We start from the raw sequence: 18,297 nt of genomic DNA, 5'->3' as shown, positions 1-18,297 counted from the left end.
CCCCGCATGTTCGGCGCCTGACACCGCCTGCCCCGCGCTCACCATGTCAGCGATGGCGCGGAGGTGACGTGGCCCGGGCCGACGGGCGGCGGGGCGGGCGCTGCGGCAGCCCGCGGACAGGGCAGGTGCTGCGGGAGCCCACGGACGGGCCGGTGCTGCGGAAGCCCACGGAGGGCGGCCGTTAGTGGGTTTGGCGGTGGGCGGCGATGGCTCGGTGGGCTTCGTTCCACCAGAGGAGCAGGGTGGCTGAGGAGGCGCCGGCCAGACCCCAGGCGGCGCCTCTGGGGCCCCAGAGGTAGGCGCCGGTCACTCCGCAGGTGATCAGGATGACCGAGGAGATCAGCCGGACGCGGAGCCCGCGGGTGGCTGCGGTGAGAGCGCGGAGGATCGCGAAGGCACCGGCGTTCGAGGCGCCGAGGGCCTGCAGCAGGATGACCGGGACCAGTACGCCGTGCGCCTGAGTCCAAACGCCCGGTCCGAGCAGTTGACGCCCGACAACCGCGGGGAGCAGGAGGAAGACCGCGCCCCAGGCCAGGGCGCCCGCGCCGACGCCGAACGAGATCGCCAGGCCGACGAGCCACAGCCGCCGGTACGAGTGCTTCAAAGCCCGGGCCGCCTCCGGCACCGAGATCATCCGGATGCCCTGGTTGAGCACGTTCACCGGGCCGAGTAGGACCTGCGCGCCGCGAATTCCCGCGGTGGCGACCAGGCCCGCGGCCGCGGTGATGCCGAGCATGTACACCTGGATGGTGCCGGAGACCGCGAGCATCTCACCGACGTACTTCGGGCTCAGGTCCCAGTTCCGGCGGATCCACTCCCGGATAAGCTGCCGGCGTGGCGCCACTCCGGCCTGGAAGCGCCCCGCGATCGCGGCGATCACGGCACCGAGTCCCCACCCGAACGTCAGCGAGAACGCGGACGTCGTACCGGTCAGGTAGAGGCCGCCGAAGATCGCGAGCATGGCGACCAGCCAGATCAGGTCGTTGACGAACGCCTTCTGGCCTTCGCCGACGACGAAAAACGCCCAGCGCCAGGCATCCTGCAGCAGTAGTCCGGGCATCGTGATCGCGAACGCGAGCAGCACGCCCCGCGACGGAACACCAGGAAACGCGGCGATCGCGAGCCCGACCAGCAAGGCGAGCAGACCGCACAGGATGGCGGTCGCGGTGCTCGCGCGGACCGCTCTCTCCCAGTCAGGCGTGCGGTCGCCGGAATGCCTGACTGCGAGCGGCTCGGTGGAGACCGCACGGGAGACGTTGAGCGCGATCGTGTAGCCGCCGAACGCCAGCGCGTACACGCCGAAGTCCGCCACCGTACTCGAGCGCGCCACGACCACCCCGACGGCAAGATTGCTCAAGCTGGACAGCGCCTGGTCGGCCAGACCCCAGGTCGCGCGGCCGGCCGGACCGGCCAGCCGACGTAGCTTCGGCCGCCGGATCTTCACCGCCCCAACCTAGACGACACAGGCTAGATAGGCCGGGGCGGATGGCGGAGGACGCCCAGGAGAAAGCGTGGAATGCCCAGCACGTAACGCTTCCAGAGCCGGCGGGGCTCCTTGTAGAGCCGGTAGCTCCACTCGAGCCCGGCGCGCTGCATCCAGCGTGGCGCGCGGTCGAGCCGGCCGGTGTGGAAGTCGAACGCCGCACCGACGCCGATCAGGATCGTCGCGTTCAGCCGATCGCGGTGGTCGGCCATCCAGCGTTCCTGCTTCGGCGCGCCGAGCCCGACCCAGATGATGTCCGGTCGCGCCTCGTTCATCCGGGCGACCGTCTGCGCGTCCTCCGCGTCGGTCGGGGCGCGGTACGGCGGGCACTCGACGCCGACGACCTTCAACGCCGGATGCCGGTCCTGGAACCGCTCGCGCAGCTCCTCCGCCACACCCTCGGCGCCGCCGTAGAAGTACTGCGTCCAGCCACGGTCGGACGACTCTGCGAGCACCCGCTCGAGCAGATCCGGCCCGGCGACCCGGTCCATCTCCTCGAACCCGGCCTTCTTGCCGGCCCACACGAGCGGCATCCCGTCCGGGACGGTCAGGCCGGACGTGTTGTAGACCTCGGTCAGCCGGGCGTCCGCGCGGGCGTGCAGCAGTGCGTTCATGTCAGACACGCAGACCAGCTGCCGTTCGCCGTCGTCGATCCAGCGCGCGAACGTCTCCACCGTACGGTCCAGATTCGTCACGCTGACGTGGATCCCGAGCACGTCCACCCGGCTCATGCGTCCTCCCCCGTCAGCTCGGCGAGGTCGGCGTCGACCATGATGCGGACGAGCTCGGGCACGTGCACCTGGGCCTTCCAGCCGAGGTCGCTCGCGGCCTTCGAGGCGTCACCGATCAGCGAGTCGACCTCGGTCGGACGCTCGTAGCGCTTGTCGTAGTCGACGTACCGCTCCCAGTCCAGGCCGACGTGCTCGAACGCCAGCGCGACGAAGTCCCGTACGGAGTACGACGTACCGGTCGCGATCACGTAGTCGGCGGGAGTGTCGTGCTGCAGCATCCGCCACATGCCCTCGACGTACTCCGGGGCGTACCCCCAGTCGCGGGACGCGTCCAGGTTGCCCAGGTACAGGCGCTCCTGCCGGCCGGTCTTGATCGCCGCCACCGCACGGGTGATCTTGCGCGTCACGAACGTCTCACCGCGCCGCGGTGACTCGTGGTTGAACAGGATCCCGTTCACCGCGAACATCTCGTACGCCTCGCGGTAGTTGCGGGTCATCCAGTACCCGTAGAGCTTCGCGGCACCGTACGGCGACCGCGGGTAGAACGGGGTGTCCTCGTTCTGCGGTGGGGGTGTCGCGCCGAACATCTCCGAGCTCGACGCCTGGTAGAAGCGGCAGTCGAGCCCGATCATCCGGATCGCCTCGAGCAGCCGCGTCGTCCCCATGCCGGTGGTGTCGCCGGTGTACTCCGGCTCGTCGAAGCTCACCCGGACGTGACTCTGTGCGGCCAGGTGGTACACCTCGGCGGGCTGGATCGACGCGAGCAGCGTGACGAGTCGCGAGCCGTCGGTGAGGTCGCCGTAGTGCAGGAACAGCCGCTTGTCCTGCGCATGCGGATCCTCGTACAGATGGTCGATCCGGCGCGTGTTGAACGTACTGGCGCGGCGGATCAGGCCGTGCACCTCATAGCCCTTGGCCAGCAGCAGTTCGGCCAGGTACGAGCCGTCCTGGCCGGTGATGCCGGTGATGAGCGCCTTCTTCATGCCATCTGCTCCTGATACCAGGCGTAGGTGGCGGCCACACCGTCTTCCAATGAAATCGAGGGTTTCCAGCCGAGCGCCAGCAACCGGCTGACGTCGAGCAGCTTGCGCGGGGTGCCGTCCGGCTTGGACAGGTCGTTGCTCAGGGCACCGGTGTAGCCGACCACCCGGGCGACCAGCTCGGCCAGTTCGCGGATCGTCACGTCGGCGCCGACGCCGACGTTGATCGGCTCCGGCTCGTCGTAGTGCTCGACCAGGTGCAGGCACGCGTCGGCGAGGTCGTCGACGTGCAGGAACTCGCGCCGCGGCGTACCGCTCCCCCACAACACGACCTCGGGCGCGTCTGCCTTCCGAGCCTCGTGGAAGCGGCGGATCAGCGCCGGCAGGACGTGCGACGAGGTCGGGTCGAAGTTGTCGTTCGGCCCGTACAGGTTGGTCGGCATCGCGGAGATCCAGCGCAACCCGTACTGCCGGCGGACGGCCTGGACCTGCATGATGCCGGCGATCTTCGCGATCGCGTACGCGTCGTTGGTCGGCTCCAGCTCGCCGGTCAGCAGGCTCGACTCGCGGATCGGCTGCTCGGCGTACTTCGGGTAGATGCAGGATGAGCCGAGGAACAGCAACCGCGGCGTCCGGACCTCGAGCGCGGCGTCCATCAGGTTCACCTGGATGCGCAGGTTGTCGCTGAGGAACTCGGTCGGGTGGTCGCGGTTCGCGAGGATGCCGCCGACCCGGGCCGCGGCGTCGATCACCAGCGCCGGCCGGTGCGTACGCAGGAACTCCAGCGTCTGCTGCCGATCCCGCAGATCCAGCTCGGCGGACGTCGCCCCGATCAGGTTTGTGTAGCCGGCCGCCTCGAGACGGCGCCAGAGGGCCGACCCGACAAGTCCACGATGGCCGGCGACGTACACCGGTGCATGCAAATCCATTAGTACGCTCCCGCGCCGTAGATCACCGCGCGCACGGTCTTCCAGAGAATCAGCAGGTCCAGCGTCATCGACCAGTTGTCGACGTACCGGAGGTCGAGGCGCACGGACTCGTCCCAGGACAGGTCGCTGCGCCCGCTGACCTGCCACAGACCGGTCATGCCGGGCTTCACCAGCATCCGGCGCGAGTCGTCGGCCGCGTACAGCGCGACCTCCTCGGCGAGCGGCGGCCGCGGCCCGACCAGGGACATGTCGCCGCGCAGGACGTTGAACAGCTGCGGCAGCTCGTCCAGCGAGAAGCGCCGGATCCAGCGACCGAGCGGGGTCATCCGCGGGTCGTTGCGCATCTTGAAGATCACGCCGTTGCCGTCGCTCAAGGCGTACAGGTCGCTGAGTCGTTGCTCCGCGTCGACGTACATGCTGCGGTACTTGAGCATCGTGAACTCGACGCCCCCGCGGCCGACGCGCTGCTGGCGGAACAGCACCGGACCGGCACTGGTCAGCTTGACGGCGAGCGCCAGCCCGGCCAGCAGCGGCGACAGCAGCACAATGATGCCGAGAGCAACGATGCGGTCGAAGACGGCCTTCATCAGGTGCGGTCCGCCGCTGACGGACGGGCGCTCCAGATGCAGCAGCGACAGGCCGGCCACCGGGCGGACCGAGATCCGCGGACCGGCGACCTCGATGATGCCCGGGGACACGATCAGCTCGACGCCGCGCTGCTCCAGCGCCCACGACAACCGGCGCAGCGACTGACCGGCCAGCTCGGGATCGGTCGCGATCGCCACCACCTCGACCGCGTGCCGGTCGGCGGCGGCGAGAATGTCCGGCTCGTCCAGCTCGTCCGGCAGCAGGGAGGCGTTGTCGTCCTCGCGCGGGCGGCACGTCGCGACCACCCGGAATCCGTCGGTCGGACGGCTCTCGAGGTGCTCGCACAGCGTCGCGGCCGGGCCACTGCGCCCGACCACGAGAACTCTGTGCATGCAGCGACCTCTGACCCGGTGCCGGTGCAGGTCCTTCCGCAACGCGTACCGCAGCAGGAGCGCCGCGACCACCATCACCGGGATCGCCAGCACCACGAACCCGCGGGCGATCTGCGCCTTGGTCACGTACGACGTCATCGCCACCGCCGCGGTCAGGCCGACGCCCGCGCGCAGCAGGGACCGGAACTCGTCCGGTCCGGCGCCGAAGAACCGCGGGTCGTACCCCTTCGACAGGGCGACCACCGCGACCCAGGCCAACGGCAGCAGACTGCTGACGACCAGGTAGCTGGAGCCGACGTGGTACCCGAACCGGGTCAGCAGCGCGATCGAGACGCCGAGCATCGCGGCGAGCAGATCACCACCCACCGCAGCCCACCGGTAAACCCCGACCCAGCGCGGCTCCGTCGACCGGGACGGCAACGGAACAATCGCCGGAACCTCATGCGGGACGACCCAGAGCGGCCGACGGCTGTCCACAGCGTCCGGCGCTTCTGCTCCGCTCACAGCGGTCCTCGTCCCCTCCCGCATCCGCCCCGTCACTTACAGTGTCCGGCACCGCATGCAGTGTGTCCTTGTTAACCCGCGCGTCGGCGCGGAGTCACCGAACATTACTACGCGAGGTGGGCCCCAGCGACCGGCGGGCCGACTTCCTTGTGGAGAAATTGCATTCCCCAAGACGAACTGGTGGACGGATAACGAACCGGTGGACAAGTGGTTGCCTGGCTACCCTGCCTAGACTGTTGCTTTGGGGGTGGGGCGTGTCAACTGAGGACGAAACACGTGTCATTGCCGGTGCGCGGCCTGCGCTCACGCCGGGTCTTCGCCGCCCGGTCGTTGTCCTGGCCGCAGTCGGCGCCGTACTACTCGTCGTACCGGCGGTACTGCTCAGCGGTCACACCGGACCCAGCCGGGTCGACGGGCGGGTACAGCGCATCGTTGACGCCTCACCAGCTGCCGTGTGGAACCTCATCCGCGGACTGGACTGGCTCGGCGATCCGCTCGGACGTGCATCGCTGACCGTTGCTGTCGCCGGACTCTGCCTGATCGCCGGTCGTCGGCTGCTGGCCGTCACGACGCTGCTCGCGATGGGACTGAGCAGCGTGCTCTGCTCGGTCCTCAAGGAGGTCGTGGATCGCCGGATCCACGACGGCTTCCTGTCCTATCCGAGCGGCCATACTGCCGCCGGCACAGTGAGTGCGACGATCGTTGGTCTGTTGCTGGCCGACGTGCTGCACACCGGTCGCCTCGCCGGTACGGCGATCACCGTCGCGCTGGCTGTGCTGGGTGGCGGCGTGATGGCGTGGGCGCAGATCCACCTGACCGCGCACTACCCGACCGACACCCTCGGCGGATTCGGCTGCGGGCTCCTGGTGGCGACCTCCGTGGCCTTCCTGGCCGACCGGATCGAACAACGCCGGAAGGCCTGGCCGGTGCCGCGATAACACCGGCCAGGGCAGTCAGGCGAGCGCCTCGTGCGGCGTGTCGAAATCGGCCACCACGTCCGCCGGGACATGGTTCAGGTCCCGGACACGCAGGTAGTCGCCCATCGTCGTACCGGTGCATTCCGAGTCGATGTTCGGCGCGGCGCGCCCGGCCGTCGCGTCGCCGAGGTGCACGGTGCGCAGGTCGATGCTGAACCTGGTCCGGCCCGACGAGTTCGGCACGCTCGAGTGCAACTGCGCCCCGGAGAACAAGATAACCCCTCCCGGCTTGCAGATCGGCCGGATCTGCGGCACCAGCTCCACATCCTCCTCGGGCACCGGTTGCACACGGGTGTCGATGCCGATCTGGGTCGCGGCGATCTTGCGACTGGTCGCATTCCACTCCGCGTAGTTGTAGCCCCGCGAGCTGTTCCGCAGTGGGGTCTGCCAGTACTTCGGGTGAAAGGCGAGCCCGTTGTCGGCGCCGATCGCGAAGATCGGCAGCCACCAGTTCAGCTGGACGTACGGTGCCGAGTACCAGGTGTCGCGATGCGGATGGAACGCGAACGCGATCCCAGTGGTGAGGTAGTCGTCCGACGTCGAGCTGCGCATCCGGGGCACGTCGAAGTACACCTGCTCCGGGTCGCACCCGAAGTCGGCCAGCATCAGCTGGATCAGTCGCTTCGACTCCGGGTGGTGGATGAACCGCGGCTTCAGGTCGGCCAGCAGCGCCGCGTACTCCTCGACGGCCATCTCGAACTGCGCGGTCTCCGGGTCGAGTGGCGCAAACGCGGACTGCGCCATCGCGGCGGCGAACTCGGTCAGCGCCAGCGTCGAGGGCCGCGGCGAGTAGACGAACAGGTCGCCGTCGTACAGCTTCTCCCTGCGCTCGTCGTCACCGATCTCGGCGTCGACGTAAATTGAATGCATCGTTCTTCCCCCTTGCTGCGCCGGTCGTTGCCGCCGCCGTTCTTTGTAGCCAGTTCTGTTCCGCCGCTATGCGTAGCGGCGGAAGACTGGTGCCACCGGACGGCCGCCGGTCCAGGACTGCGGATCTCCGGCCTCCAGCGCCTGCCGATAGGTGGCGCAGGCATCGGCGACGACTTCGACGGTCCGTGCGATGTCGGTGCTCGTCAGTGCCGCACTCACCACGAAGGACGGCCCGAGTACGCCCCCGAGGATCAGTTCCCGGAGGAACAGCGTGCGGTACTGCTGCGACGGCGCGAAGTTCTCGTCCAAAGTCGCGAAGACCAGGTTGCTCGGCCGGCCGCGGAGGACGACATGGCTCCCCACACCAGCCGCCTCTGCGGCTTGCCGCACTCCCACGGCGAGCTCAGCACCGATCTCGTACAGCTGTGCCGCGACGTTCTCCTCGGCATAGATACCCAGGACGGCGACGGCCGCTGCGAGTGCGTGTGTCTCGGCACCGTGGGTCGTGGACAGCAGGAAGACCCGCTCGCGGTCGTCGCGCAGGCCGCCGCGCTCCATGAACTCGCGCTTGCCCGCGAGCGCCGCGACCGAGAATCCGTTGCCGAGCGCCTTGCCGAACGTGGACAGGTCCGGTGTCACGCCGTACAGGCCCTGCGCGCCCGCCGCGGAGAACCGCAGGCCGGTGATCATCTCGTCGAACACGAGCAGGGCACCGTGCCGGTGGGCCAGGTCGCGGAGCTGTTCCAGGTAGCCGGCGGGCGGGTCCTGATGCGTCGCAGCCTCGAGAATCAGGCAGGCGACCCGGCCTTCGTGCCGGACGAAGAGTTCTTCGGTTGCTGCCAGGTCGCCGTACGGGAACGCCACCGTGAGCTCGTCGATCGCGTCCGGAATGCCGGCGTTCATCGCGGTCCGGGTGATGAACCAGTCGTCCACGGAGAAGAACGCGTGGTCCGAGCAGACGGCGACCAGCGGGCGGCCGGTGACCGCACGCGCCAGTTTGATCGCCGCCGTGGTCGCGTCCGATCCGTTCTTGCAGAACTTCACCATGTCGGCGGTCGGCACCGAGGCGAGAAAGCGCTCGGCCGCCTCCAGTTCGAGGATGCTCGGGCGGACGAAGTTGCTGCCTCGGTCGAGCTCGCGACGCACTCCCTCCAGGACCTTCGGGTGCACGTGGCCGAGGCTGACCGCGCGCAACCCGGCGCCGTACTCGATGTACTTGTTGCCGTCGAGGTCCCAGACGTGTGCCCCGTTGCCGTGATCGATCACCGGCGCCATACCCTCGGGAAACTGGTCGACGCCCTTGGCGTAGGTGTGCGCACCACCGGGGATGACGTCGTGCAGTCGCTTGTTCGCGGCGTCGGATCGCGTGAACGACTTCATCGTCAGAGCCTCGTGGTCGCCAAGGCGAACGATGCCGCCGCCTTGTCGCGTTCGGACATCAGCGTGACGGGCAACGGCCACGGGATGCCGAGGTCCGGATCGTCGAACCTGATCGAGACGTCCTCGGCAGGATCGTGGGCGCGGTCGATCCGGTAGGACACGTCGGCCGGTTCGGTCAGCGCCTGGAAACCATGCGCGCACCCGGCCGGTACGTAGACCGTCACCTGGTTGTCACCGGTCAGGTCGAACACCTCGCGGTTGCGGTAAGTCGGTGACTCGGGGCGCAGGTCGATGACGACGTCGAAGACCGCGCCGTAGGAGCATCGCACCAGCTTCGCCTCGCCCTCGCCAGAGCGGACGTGCATGCCACGCACCACACCCCGTCTGGACCGCGAGATGCTGTCCTGTACGAACGCGTCCGGATCCAATCCGGCCTGCCGCACCACGTCACGGTCGAACGTGCGCGAGAAGAACCCCCGCTCGTCACGATGCGGCGCCGGCCTGAACAACAGCGCTCCGGTGATGCCAGCTATCTTCTCGACCTGCATCTCGGCCTCCGTCTAGCTCGATCCTGGCACTGCGGACCGTTGCTTGCCGTCCGCAGCGGCGAACAGGGTGGTGGACAACAGTGCGTACTGCTCTGCCAGCAGCTCGCGATTGTGGCGGTTCCGCTCGAGCAGATCGGTCCGCAACGGGCCGGCCATCTGCTTCACCGACTGGAACTGCTTGATCAGGAGCGGAACATCGAGGGCCTGGATGTCCTGGCAGAACTCGCCCAGACCCATGCTCTGCATGACCATGTCGTTCTTGGTCCCGTAACCGATCGAGATCGTGGGCTTCGCGAGTTTCAGTCCCGCCACGACGTTGTGGAAGCGGGTCGCGACGACGACGTCGACCTTCGCCATCCGCTCCAACAGGCTCGCCAGGTTCGGTGCGAACTCGGTGCCGACGCGGTCTTCGGCAAGATCCGGGCGATGCAGCCTCACCGACGAGGTCAATTCCAGCGCGACGGCCTCATCTTGCTGGTCCCCGGTGAACAGCCGCACCCGGTACCCCTCGTCGACGAGCCATTCCACGAAGGCGGTGATCCTGGAGACATAGGTCGCATAGATCTCGTCGGCGCGATGCCGGTCGCGATAGGCGCCGGAGTACGACATCACGCCGACGCCGATGGTGTTCGACTCCGCGGTGTCCGTCGGAGGTACCGGCAGACCGAACGCCAGATCCGGGAAGACATGGTCACGGCTCGTGTCGACGCCTGCCTTCTGCATCGCTGCGCGGGAATTCTCGTCGCGGTACGAGCGATAGGTCGCCAGTGATGCGGCAACGCTCATCACGCGGCGGGTGACCGTCTCGTTGACCTTGTCGGCGCCGACGCTGACGAACGCCACCTTGGTACCGCAGAGCCGACCCCACAGCGTGACGAGAAGCAGCGCGTACGGCAGACCCCACGGGCGAATCGGAACGCCGGCCTCGAGCACTCCTGATCCGGGGATCGCGACGACATCGAACCTGCGGATCCAGCGGAGGGTGCGGAAGGCGTCGATCAGCTTGCCGAGCGCCTTCAACGAGTACATCCGGACCGGCCGGGCCTTGTCCTGTTCGGTCGGGTTGTACCACCACATCGAGAATGCTGGGATGCCGAACTCCTGCTGCACGTCCTCCGGACCGGCGCAGACACAGGTGACCTCGGCATCGCTGTGCACGTCGTGGAGATACCGCAGCATCGCGTCGAGGGAGCCGCCGTTGCCGAGGTTGCCGGAGCCGAAGAGGCCGAACAAGGCAATTCTGAGTGGACGCGTCATCGCGACGGCACTTCCTCCTGATCGTTGCTCACGCGAGCAGCGGTACTGGCAAAATCAGATCGGTCGGCGCTGTCCTCGATCCGTCGAGGGCCTGCAGGTACGACCCGGCTGGCCATCCACTGCGCGAGGTACCGGTAGCACCGCCGGCGCTCGGCGGACGGCAGCGGAGCGCGCCGGACCGCACCGATGAATCCGCCGATGTACTCACCGACGAGCCGGGCCTTCGGGTGCCGGAGCTTGTCCCCGCGACGAGGATCGAGGTTCGCGCAGCGCGCCCGCATGCTCGGCGCGGCGCGCTCGGCCCGGTCCGGGTGATCGCGGCGGAAGAACAGCAGCTCCGGCACCTGGTAGAAGCGCCCGTGCAGTGCGATCTCGGCGACGATCGTCCGGTCGGCGTGGTGATAACTCTGCTGGAGTGCGGTTCTCCGCAGGACGTCCGTCCGCATGATGCCGTAGAAGTCGTCACCGCCCACCGTGAACAGCAGGCTCCGGAAACGTTCGGACGGGCGCGGGTCGTCGGTCGCGAGCGGGTAGTCGATCGACAGGACGACGTCACCATGCTCGTCGATGATGGCCTGCCACGCATGTGCGAGGACGACGTCCGGCTGGGCTTCCAGAGCCTCGACACATCTGAGCAGCAGGTCGCGCCCGTAGAGGTCGTCGTGGGACGCCCACTTGAAGAGTTCGCCGCGCGCCTCCCGGACCACGGCGTTGTGGTTGGGTGCCGCGCCGAGGTTGACCGGCTGCCGGATGTACCGGATGCGGGAATCCTTGGCGACGTACTCCTTGCAGATCCGTTCGGTGCCGTCGGTCGAGGCGTTGTCGGAGATAATCAGCTCGAAGTCCTCGTAGCTCTGCCCCAGCAGGGCGTCGAGGGACTCGGCCAGGTACTTCTCTCCGTTGTACACCGGAAGGCCGATGGTCAATCTCGGCGTTGTCATCTGCTCCTCGTCTCAATCATGTCCTGCTTGTCCTCAGGTACCGCAGGTACGACGCCGGCAGCCAGCGGCGACTCGGCGATCGGCGCACCCTGCGTACTGCCGGTACTCGGGAGCACCGGCTCGATTGCCTGCCGGTGCTCCCGAACACCGGCACGCAGATACCACCACCAGAAGATCGCCCCGACGAACGTCGCGGCCGCGGAGCCCCACGCCGACCCCAACGCACCGCCGACAGCGCCGCCGCCGACGCCGCCGATCAGGTACGCCGTCGACGCGTACAGCTGCGCTCGGAGGCTGCGCCGCGCCACGCCGAGCGCGCGCAGGCCGGCAGCCGCGCCGGTGGACATGCTCGCGCTGGTCACGGACAGCGTCGCCGGAATCAGCAGCGCCGATGCCGAGGCCCACACCTCACCGAGCAGTGCATGCCCCCAGGAGTCCGGCAGGCCGACGACCAGCAGGAACCCCCACAGCAGCGCCGCCACCGCTTGCGCACCACCCAGCAACAGACAGAAGAGCGGCAACCGGCGTACCGAGCGTTTCAGGACTCGGGCAGCCTCCGGCACGGCGACCAGACCGACACCGGACAGAACGATGGTGAAGGGCCCGAGCATCATCTCCGCGCCACGAACGGTACCGACCGCGGCGATCCCCGCAAACGCTCCCAGGCCGTACATCTTGAACTGGTACGCCCCGCTGATCGTCACGTTCTCGACCAGGTAGCGCAGCCCGAGGTCACGGTGGTTCCGCAGCCAGTCGCGAGCCCGGAAAAGGCGGGGTACGACGCCTGCTTGCAGACCGCTGACCAATGCCGCGACTGCCGCCGCGGCACCCCAGGCGAGGACGAACCGCGTCACGCTCGGAGTCCGCGTGGCCAGCCAGAGCAGCGGAATCAATGCCAGCGCCCAGGTGATGTCGGCGATGAAGGCCTTCCCGCCCTGGCCCGAAGCGAAGAACGCGAACCGCCAGCTGTCCTGCAGCATGAGCCCCGGCAGCACGACACCCAAGGCAATGAATCCGGAGCCGCCGCGGCCACCGAGGGCGAGACCGACGGCCACGCAGATGGTGCCGGTTGCCAGGCCGACCGCGATCGCCATCCCGGAGGACTTCGCAACGGCGGTCTTCCAGATCGATCTCTCGACGCCGCTGAACCGGACCGCGAGTGGGTCGGTCGCCAGGCCGCGCGAGATGTTGACCACCACGCCGTACGTGACGAAGGCCAGGCTGAACGCGCCGAATTCCAGCGCGCCGAGCGACCGCGCCACGACGATGCCCACGATGAAACTGACCAGGCTGGTCACCGCCTGGTCAGCCAGCCCCCAGGTGAGCCGGCGCAGAACACCACGCATCGTCAGCGCCCCCTCTCGTGGGGTTCGGGGAGGGGGACGAGGTAGGTCGTGCCCCAGCCGCCGTCGGCTTCGAGTTGCGCGATGATCTCGTCGGCGATGTCCCAGGTGAGGACGAGGACGACGTCGGGCTTCGCGGCCTTCAGTTCGTCGATCGGGCGGATCGGGATCATCTTTCCGGGGACGCCACCGGGGATCCGGCGGCCGTGCTTGCCGGGCGCGAGGTCGACAGTGAACGGCAGGAGGTCCGTTGTCACCTTGCTCAGGTCGAGGAGGACCGGGGCCTTGGACGGGGCGCCGTAGCCGAGGACGGTACGGCCCGCTGCCTTGTGCCGGACCAGCTCGTCGTGGAGCGCGCCGGCGGCATGCCAGGCGGCTTCTTGCAGGCTGCCGAGCTGTACCTCGTCGGCGATGCCTGCCGCGTCCTCGTCCTCGAGCACGACGTCGACCGACTGGTCCGGCTGGACGTCCGCGGTGTGCCGGAGCATCACCATCAGGCTGCCGCCGTACATCTCGACCTGTTGCACCGACTCGACCTTGAGGCCGTGCAGTGCGGCGATGTTCTGTAGGGCGCGTAGTGAGACGTACGCCCAGTGGCCGTGGCGGACGGTGTCGAACTGGTTGCCGACGAACAGCGGCAGCAGGTGGTGGAACTCCATCACCAGCAGGCCGCCGGGCGCGAGCCGGTCCGCGCGCAGCTTGAGCATCTCGCCGTACTGCGGCTCATGCACGATCCCGTGCACGTCGACGACCAGGTCGGCCTTGTCGTCATCACCCGCGAGCCTGGCGCCGGCCGCGTACAGATGGTCAAGCCAGGAACCGCCGTGGGGACTGCCGAACTCGAACACCACGCCATTGCTCAGTTCGGGATGGTCGCTGAGGATCTCCTTGACCGAGGCCTCCGCGTGCGCCCGGCTGGTCGCTGACTCGACCGCGAGCGGCTCCTCGGCCAGCTGCGGCTCGACCGGTCCGAGCTGCACCAGGGTGCACTCCCGGCAGAGCCAGAGCGCCAGCGGCCAGCGTGGATCGGGCCCGGGAGTCTCGGCGGGCGGGAAGTAGTCGGCGCACGGCTGCTCACCGAGGTCCACCACGGGGACGACGTTCTCCCCCGCGCACCCGCGACACTTGAAGCTCACTGCGTCCCCCTCGTTCACCATGTCAGCGTGGCTTTGGCCGTGGTGAAGGCCTCGGCGTACGGCGCCCTGCACTCCATCCCCCGCAGCCGGGCCAGGCCGGCGAACACCTCTTCGTCGAACCAGTCGTGCGGGACCTGGGACGGGTACGCCTTGTGCAGCAGCGCGACCTTCTCCCGGAGCTGGTCCTCGGTGAGTTCGACGTACAGCCACGGGCGGCCGAAGTCGCCGTCCCACTTCGGGATCTCGTAATGCAGCACCAGGTGGCTGCGCCAGACCGTCGGGGCCAGCTCAGCGATCAGGCGGTGGTCCTGGTGGGCGTCATGCTTGCTCGGGGCAAAGACCAGGTCGGCGCGGCGGCTGCCGCGTGCCGTTGCCTCCAGCAACTCCTTGGTCTGGTTCCAGTACGCCGGGAGTCGTCCGTCCGGCAGCTCGGCCGAGGTGACGGTCACCTCGCACTCCGGGAGGAACAGCTCTGCCGCGCGGCGAGCCTCCTCCAGGCGTACTGGTGTGCCGGTCGCGATCACGAACTCGGCGGTCAGCTCCGGCACCGACTCGGCCAACTTCAGCATCGTGCCGCCGCAGCCGATCTCGATGTCGTCCGGATGGGCGCCGAGGGCAACCAGATGGACCGGCCCGTCGATCAGCCCGAGCTGGAACGGAAGCATCAGATCGCCACCACAACCGGATCCTGGCCAACAACCCCATCGTCAACCACCCGATTGTCGACACTCTGCGCAGCAGCCGGCTCCGTGGTGGGAGGCTGCGCGGCGGCGGGCCGATTGTTGGCCGGTGAATTGTCGACAGTTTGCGTGTCGACGATTCGGCTGTGTTGGTCGCGGTTCTCGTGGCTCCACAGGGCCCAGGGCTTTTTGCCCGATCGGTAGAGCTCCTCGAGCTGGCTGCGCTCCTTGAGGGTGTCCATCGGCGCCCAGAACCCGTGGTGCGGGACCGCCTCCAGCTTCGACATCGCCGCGAGCCGCGGGAACGCGTCCCCGACCAGGTCCTCCCCCTCGCCCAGAACGTCGAAGATTTCCTTCTTCAGGACGAAGTACCCGCCGTTGATCCACACGTTCAGATCCGAGGCCGACCGCAATCCGGTGATCCGTGAGTCCGCACCGAACTCGACGACGTGGAACGACGCCTGCGGCGGGACCGCGAGCAGACTCGCCGTCACATCGCTGGCAATCACATTGTCGACGATCTTGTCCATCGGCGCATCGGTGAGCACGTCACCGTAGTTCGCCAGGAAGACGTCATCGTCCTCCAGATACGGGCGTACCCGGCGCAGCCGCTCACCGATGCTCGTGTCGACGCCGGTGTCCACGAACGTGATCTTCCATTCGCTGATGTCGGAGTCGAGCAGTTCGATCTGCTGCCCGCCCTTGGTCATCACGAAGTCGTTCGAGACGGTCTCCTCGTACCGCAGGAAGTACTCCTTGACCGACGACCCACCGAACCCCAGCGGCAGGATAAACTCGGTGTGCCCGAAATGCGCGTAGTACCGCATCACGTGCCACAGCACCGGCCGGTCGCCGATCGTCATCATCGGTTTCGGCGCGGAGTCGACGCCGCTGCGCATCCGCAGCCCGTGCCCCCCGCAGAAGATCACGACCTTCATCGTGGTTTCCCTTCCCCCCAAGGCTGTTTCAGATCCCAACAAGTCAGAGAACAGTGAGCTTCGGGATGGGTACGACGAACTTCGCGCCCCACTCCCGTGCGTAGCCGAGCTGGTGAACGATCTCCGCGCGCAGGTTCCACGGCAGGATCACGATGTAGTCGGGGCGCGTCTCGGCCAGGCGCTCCGGGTCGAAGATCGGGATGTGCGTACCGGGCAGGAACATCCCGTGCTTGTGCGGGCTGCGGTCCACCGTGTACGGCAGCAGGTCCTCGCGGATGCCGCAGTGGTTGAGCAGCGTGTTGCCCTTGCCCGGGGCGCCGTACCCCGCCACCGACTTGCCGTCGCGGCGTGCCTGGACCAGGAATTCCAGCAGGTCCGACTTGATCGTGAACACCTCGTCGGCGAACCCGAGATGCCCCTCGATTGTGTGCAATCCGGCGTCCTGCTCGTCCTGCAGCACCTTCTTGACCAGCTCGGACGGCTCGCCTGCGGTCTCGGCCGGCGTCGACATGACGCGCAGCGACCCGCCGTGGCTGGCCAGCTCCTGAACGTCGACCACCTTGAGCCCGGCCTTCTCCAGCGCGAGCGCAGCGGTCTTCAACGTCAGGTACTGGTAGTGCTCGTGGTAGATCGTGTCGTACTGGCGGTTCTCGATCAGCCGGAGCAGATGCGGGAACTCCAGCGACACCAGGCCGTCGTCCTTCACCAGTGCCCGCAGGCCCTTCGCGAAGTCGACGATGTCCGGTACGTGCGCGAACACATTGTTGCCGACGACAAGATCCGCCTGGCCGTGCCGCGCTGCCGCGTCCTGGCCGGTCGCCTCACCGAGGAAGTAGCTCTCGGTACGGATGCCCTTCTCGTTGGCGATCTTCGCGATGTTCGCGGCCGGCTCGATGCCGAGCACCGGGATGCCTTCGGCAACAGCATGCTGCAGCAGATAACCGTCGTTGCTCGCGGCCTCGACGATCAGGCTGTTCGCATCGAGGTTCAGCCGCTCCTGCATGTCGGCGACGAAGCGGCGCGCGTGCTCGACCCAGCTCGTCGAGTACGACGAGAAGTAGAGGTAGTCGCTGAACACGTCGTCGGCCGCGACGTACGCCGGGAGCTGCACGAGCAGGCAGTTGCCGCAGATCCGGACGTGCAGCGGGTAGAACGTCTCGCCGCTGTCGAGCTGGTCGGCGCGCAGGTAGCTCTCGCACGGCGGCGACATGCCGAGATCCACGAAGGTCTGCGTCAGCGGCTCACCGCAGAGCCGGCAGGCAACTGCGTCCGCCATCACTGCATCTCCTTCGGGCCCGGGAACTGCGCGTCGGTCTGGCGGCGCAGTTGATTGTCGACAAGGTTCGCGCTCAGCAGCTGCTGGATCCGGCGCAGCCGGACGAACTGCGCGGAGTTGAAGTCGTCGAGCGTGAGGCCGTGCCGCTGGTACGCGTCGTACAGCTCCTCGACGCCCTTGCGGACCGACCATTGCAGCTTCAGGTCCGGGAACGTGTCGTTGAGCTTGGCGAAGTCGACCTTGTAGTTGCGCAGGTCCGGGCCGGCACCGTCGGCAATCGACAACGTCGAGCCCGGTACCGCTTCGCGAACCATCTCGGCGATGTCGCGGACCTGGACGACGTCCTCGGACCGGCCGACGTTGAACGCCTCGTCGTGGATCGTCTCCCGCGGCGACTCCAGTACCTGAAGGAATGCGCGGCTGATGTCCTCGATGTGCACAAGCGGCCGCCACGGGGTGCCGTCGCTCTCCAACCGCACCTGCCCGGAGGTCAGCGCGATGGCTGTCAGATTGTTGACAACGATGTCGAGCCGCAGCCGGGTGGATGCGCCGTAGGCGGTGGCGTTCCGCAGGTACGTCGGGCTGAAGTTGTCGTCGGCGAGCTTCGACAGCTCCTGCTCGGCGAGTGCCTTCGTCTCCCCGTACGGCGTGACCGGGAACATCTCGGCGTCCTCGGCGACCGCCTCCGACCCCGCTGCTCCGTACAGGCTGCAGGACGACGCGAACAGGAAGCGCTCGACGCCTGCATCCTTGGCGGCCCGGGCGACGTTGAGAGTCCCGTCGAGGTTCACGGAGTATGTCGCGGCCTTGTCCAGGTTGCCGAGCGGGTCGTTCGACAGCGCGGCCAGGCAGACCACCGCGTCGTACCCAGCGAGCTCCGCCGCCGTCACGTCCCGCATGTCCCGCGGCGTCCGGCCACTGATCGGCTCCGGCCCGCCCAGCAGGTCACACCCCTCGTACAGCCCGGTATCCAGCCCGTCCACCTGATGCCCCGCACCCCGCAGGAACGGCACCATCACCGCACCGATATATCCCCGATCCCCGGTGACCAGAACCTTCATCAGCCATCCCCTCACCCCAGCACAGTCCCGTCGCCCAATACAGAACCGCCGAACCCCCCGTTGATACAGCCAATTTCGCCGCACCAGTGAGGCGCTGGGTGCTGACCTCTCGCATGATGGCCGGTCACGCTGCGCGGAGGTGACGCAATGCGCACACGCACTGACAGGAAGAGGATGCTGCGGGAGCGCCCCGAACGACAGCAGGACGGCATTCGATCGCACCCTCGCGCTGCGGCCGACGTCGGGCCGTCCTCCGCCGGCAACACCTTGCAGCTCACGGGAC

The 18,297-nt window shown here is 68.0% G+C and carries 17 protein-coding genes; 1 reads left to right on the top strand and 16 read right to left on the bottom strand.

The features are described from left to right. Window positions 1-181: 181 nt before the first annotated feature. From ACGFI6_RS14285 to ACGFI6_RS14265, 5 genes are read right to left on the bottom strand one after another with little or no spacing between them, the layout of a single operon-like run. Window positions 182-1,444, bottom strand: coding sequence for a hypothetical protein (locus tag ACGFI6_RS14285; protein ID WP_393118442.1), 1,263 nt, complete (start codon window positions 1,442-1,444; stop codon window positions 182-184). 23 nt (window positions 1,445-1,467) lie between these two features. Further along, entirely contained in the window at window positions 1,468-2,214 is a 747-nt protein-coding gene (locus ACGFI6_RS14280) for a WecB/TagA/CpsF family glycosyltransferase (RefSeq protein ID WP_393118440.1), read from the bottom strand. Continuing rightward, the gene (gmd, locus tag ACGFI6_RS14275; RefSeq protein ID WP_393118438.1) at window positions 2,211-3,197 is read right to left on the bottom strand and encodes a GDP-mannose 4,6-dehydratase; all 987 of its coding nucleotides are present in this window, start codon (window positions 3,195-3,197) and stop codon (window positions 2,211-2,213) included. The genes ACGFI6_RS14280 and gmd overlap by 4 nt, the downstream gene beginning before the upstream one ends. Next, window positions 3,194-4,123 (bottom strand): GDP-L-fucose synthase family protein, encoded by a 930-nt coding sequence (locus tag ACGFI6_RS14270; protein ID WP_393118437.1) that lies wholly within the window; start codon window positions 4,121-4,123, stop codon window positions 3,194-3,196. Before ACGFI6_RS14270 ends, gmd begins: the two co-directional genes overlap by 4 nt. Further along, complete coding sequence (locus tag ACGFI6_RS14265; RefSeq protein ID WP_393118435.1) at window positions 4,123-5,607, bottom strand: sugar transferase; 1,485 nt, start codon at window positions 5,605-5,607, stop codon at window positions 4,123-4,125. The genes ACGFI6_RS14270 and ACGFI6_RS14265 overlap by 1 nt, the downstream gene beginning before the upstream one ends. A gap of 254 nt (window positions 5,608-5,861) precedes the next feature. Between ACGFI6_RS14265 and ACGFI6_RS14260 the strand changes: the two genes are divergently transcribed. Continuing rightward, complete coding sequence (locus ACGFI6_RS14260) at window positions 5,862-6,545, top strand: phosphatase PAP2 family protein (protein WP_393118433.1); 684 nt, start codon at window positions 5,862-5,864, stop codon at window positions 6,543-6,545. 15 nt (window positions 6,546-6,560) lie between these two features. Here ACGFI6_RS14260 and ACGFI6_RS14255 read toward each other — a convergent pair whose 3' ends face one another. From ACGFI6_RS14255 to ACGFI6_RS14205, 11 genes are all read right to left on the bottom strand, one after another. Further along, entirely contained in the window at window positions 6,561-7,454 is an 894-nt protein-coding gene (locus ACGFI6_RS14255) for a hypothetical protein (RefSeq protein WP_393118432.1), read from the bottom strand. 66 nt (window positions 7,455-7,520) lie between these two features. Then, entirely contained in the window at window positions 7,521-8,834 is a 1,314-nt protein-coding gene (locus ACGFI6_RS14250) for a glutamate-1-semialdehyde 2,1-aminomutase (protein ID WP_393118430.1), read from the bottom strand. Window positions 8,835-8,836: 2 nt separating this feature from the next. Next, window positions 8,837-9,382 (bottom strand): dTDP-4-dehydrorhamnose 3,5-epimerase family protein, encoded by a 546-nt coding sequence (locus tag ACGFI6_RS14245; protein WP_393118428.1) that lies wholly within the window; start codon window positions 9,380-9,382, stop codon window positions 8,837-8,839. A 12-nt stretch (window positions 9,383-9,394) separates the two neighbouring features. Further along, complete coding sequence (locus ACGFI6_RS14240) at window positions 9,395-10,639, bottom strand: polysaccharide pyruvyl transferase family protein (protein WP_393118426.1); 1,245 nt, start codon at window positions 10,637-10,639, stop codon at window positions 9,395-9,397. Next, window positions 10,636-11,580, bottom strand: coding sequence for a glycosyltransferase family 2 protein (locus ACGFI6_RS14235; RefSeq protein WP_393118424.1), 945 nt, complete (start codon window positions 11,578-11,580; stop codon window positions 10,636-10,638). The genes ACGFI6_RS14240 and ACGFI6_RS14235 overlap by 4 nt, the downstream gene beginning before the upstream one ends. Further along, on the bottom strand, window positions 11,577-12,926 hold the full coding sequence (locus ACGFI6_RS14230) for a hypothetical protein (protein WP_393118423.1): 1,350 nt from the start codon (window positions 12,924-12,926) through the stop codon (window positions 11,577-11,579). Before ACGFI6_RS14230 ends, ACGFI6_RS14235 begins: the two co-directional genes overlap by 4 nt. Before the next feature lie 2 nt (window positions 12,927-12,928). Beyond that, a complete protein-coding gene (locus ACGFI6_RS14225; protein ID WP_393118421.1) occupies window positions 12,929-14,059 on the bottom strand; it encodes a class I SAM-dependent methyltransferase in 1,131 nt (376 codons plus the stop codon). Window positions 14,060-14,073: 14 nt separating this feature from the next. Further along, window positions 14,074-14,724 carry a PIG-L deacetylase family protein gene (locus tag ACGFI6_RS14220; protein ID WP_393118419.1) on the bottom strand — a complete coding sequence of 217 codons (651 nt, stop codon included), beginning with the start codon at window positions 14,722-14,724 and terminating at the stop codon, window positions 14,074-14,076. Continuing rightward, window positions 14,724-15,677 carry a glucose-1-phosphate cytidylyltransferase gene (locus ACGFI6_RS14215; protein WP_393118417.1) on the bottom strand — a complete coding sequence of 318 codons (954 nt, stop codon included), beginning with the start codon at window positions 15,675-15,677 and terminating at the stop codon, window positions 14,724-14,726. The genes ACGFI6_RS14220 and ACGFI6_RS14215 overlap by 1 nt, the downstream gene beginning before the upstream one ends. Before the next feature lie 43 nt (window positions 15,678-15,720). Beyond that, the gene (locus ACGFI6_RS14210; protein WP_393118415.1) at window positions 15,721-16,953 is read right to left on the bottom strand and encodes a class I SAM-dependent methyltransferase; all 1,233 of its coding nucleotides are present in this window, start codon (window positions 16,951-16,953) and stop codon (window positions 15,721-15,723) included. Then, window positions 16,953-18,014 carry an NAD-dependent epimerase/dehydratase family protein gene (locus ACGFI6_RS14205; protein ID WP_393118414.1) on the bottom strand — a complete coding sequence of 354 codons (1,062 nt, stop codon included), beginning with the start codon at window positions 18,012-18,014 and terminating at the stop codon, window positions 16,953-16,955. The genes ACGFI6_RS14210 and ACGFI6_RS14205 overlap by 1 nt, the downstream gene beginning before the upstream one ends. Window positions 18,015-18,297 lie beyond the last annotated feature (283 nt).

This window comes from Kribbella sp. NPDC048928, assembly GCF_043197975.1.
GTDB lineage: Bacteria > Actinomycetota > Actinomycetes > Propionibacteriales > Kribbellaceae > Kribbella.
The sequence above is the reverse complement of the archived record's forward strand: the minus strand, read 5'-3'. Positions and strand labels throughout refer to the sequence as shown.